General features: G+C 63.3%; 1 protein-coding gene. It reads right to left on the bottom strand.

Translation table 11 applies throughout. The features are described 5' to 3' along the window. Positions 1-14 precede the first annotated feature (14 nt). On the bottom strand, positions 15-818 hold an 804-nt coding region (locus K7H91_RS25505; RefSeq protein ID WP_230722965.1), incomplete at its 5' end, for a CBS domain-containing protein.

An 818-nucleotide genomic window follows, 5' to 3' on the forward strand; every position in this document is an offset into this window, starting at 1 on the left:
AGCGGTCCGGAAAACTACGTCTCGCGTACAGCGCTTCGCGCCATCGCGGAGATAAGGTCTGTCCTCGTCACGATGCCGATGATGCGATCGTTCTCCAGCACCGGAACCGCGTCGACCTCCCCATCGGCCATCATCGGCAGCAATGCGCTCAACGGGGTCGTTGCCGCCGCGCGCGGACCGCACACCTGCATGATGTCCCGGGCAATTGTCGGCTTGATCTGTTCGCGACCGAGCATGTGCCGGAACGCGGGAATGAAGCTGCGATCGTGCTTCAAGCCCTCTCTCGCAGCCTGACTGATGAGGTGGATCTGAAAGATCACGCCCATGAATTCCGCGCCCGGTCCGACCACCGGAAGTGACGTGAACCTGTGGCGTTCGAACAGATCCGCAACCTCGAACAGCGTGGTGTCCGGACCGACCGTAATCAGATTGCGCGACATGATGTCGGTGACCGTCATGGCGCCGGTCTGATGGCTGGCTGCCTGCAGCTCCGCCGCTCCGATGAGCCTTGCCAGATCTTCCACGCCAAGGTTCAGGGACTGCCGATACCGTTGCAGGATATCGACCAGCTCGGCCTCGCTCAGCCCGAGGCGCTCGGCAGGCGGCTGATCACTCGTTCCCTGGACATTCTGCTCCTCGAACTGCCGGAATGGATAGCGCCGTCCGGTCGTGCGCGCGTAGATCCAGGCGATGAGGACGAGAAGCGTTGTTCCGGTTGCCACGGGCGTGATGGCGAAACGAAACCCCAGTTCGTGGATGGCATCGGGGCTCATGGCCGCGGTCATTGCGACAGCCCCGGCCGGCGGATGGACGGCGCG

Source organism: Martelella mediterranea (assembly GCF_021021415.1).
In the GTDB taxonomy this organism is placed as follows: domain Bacteria; phylum Pseudomonadota; class Alphaproteobacteria; order Rhizobiales; family Rhizobiaceae; genus Martelella; species Martelella mediterranea_C.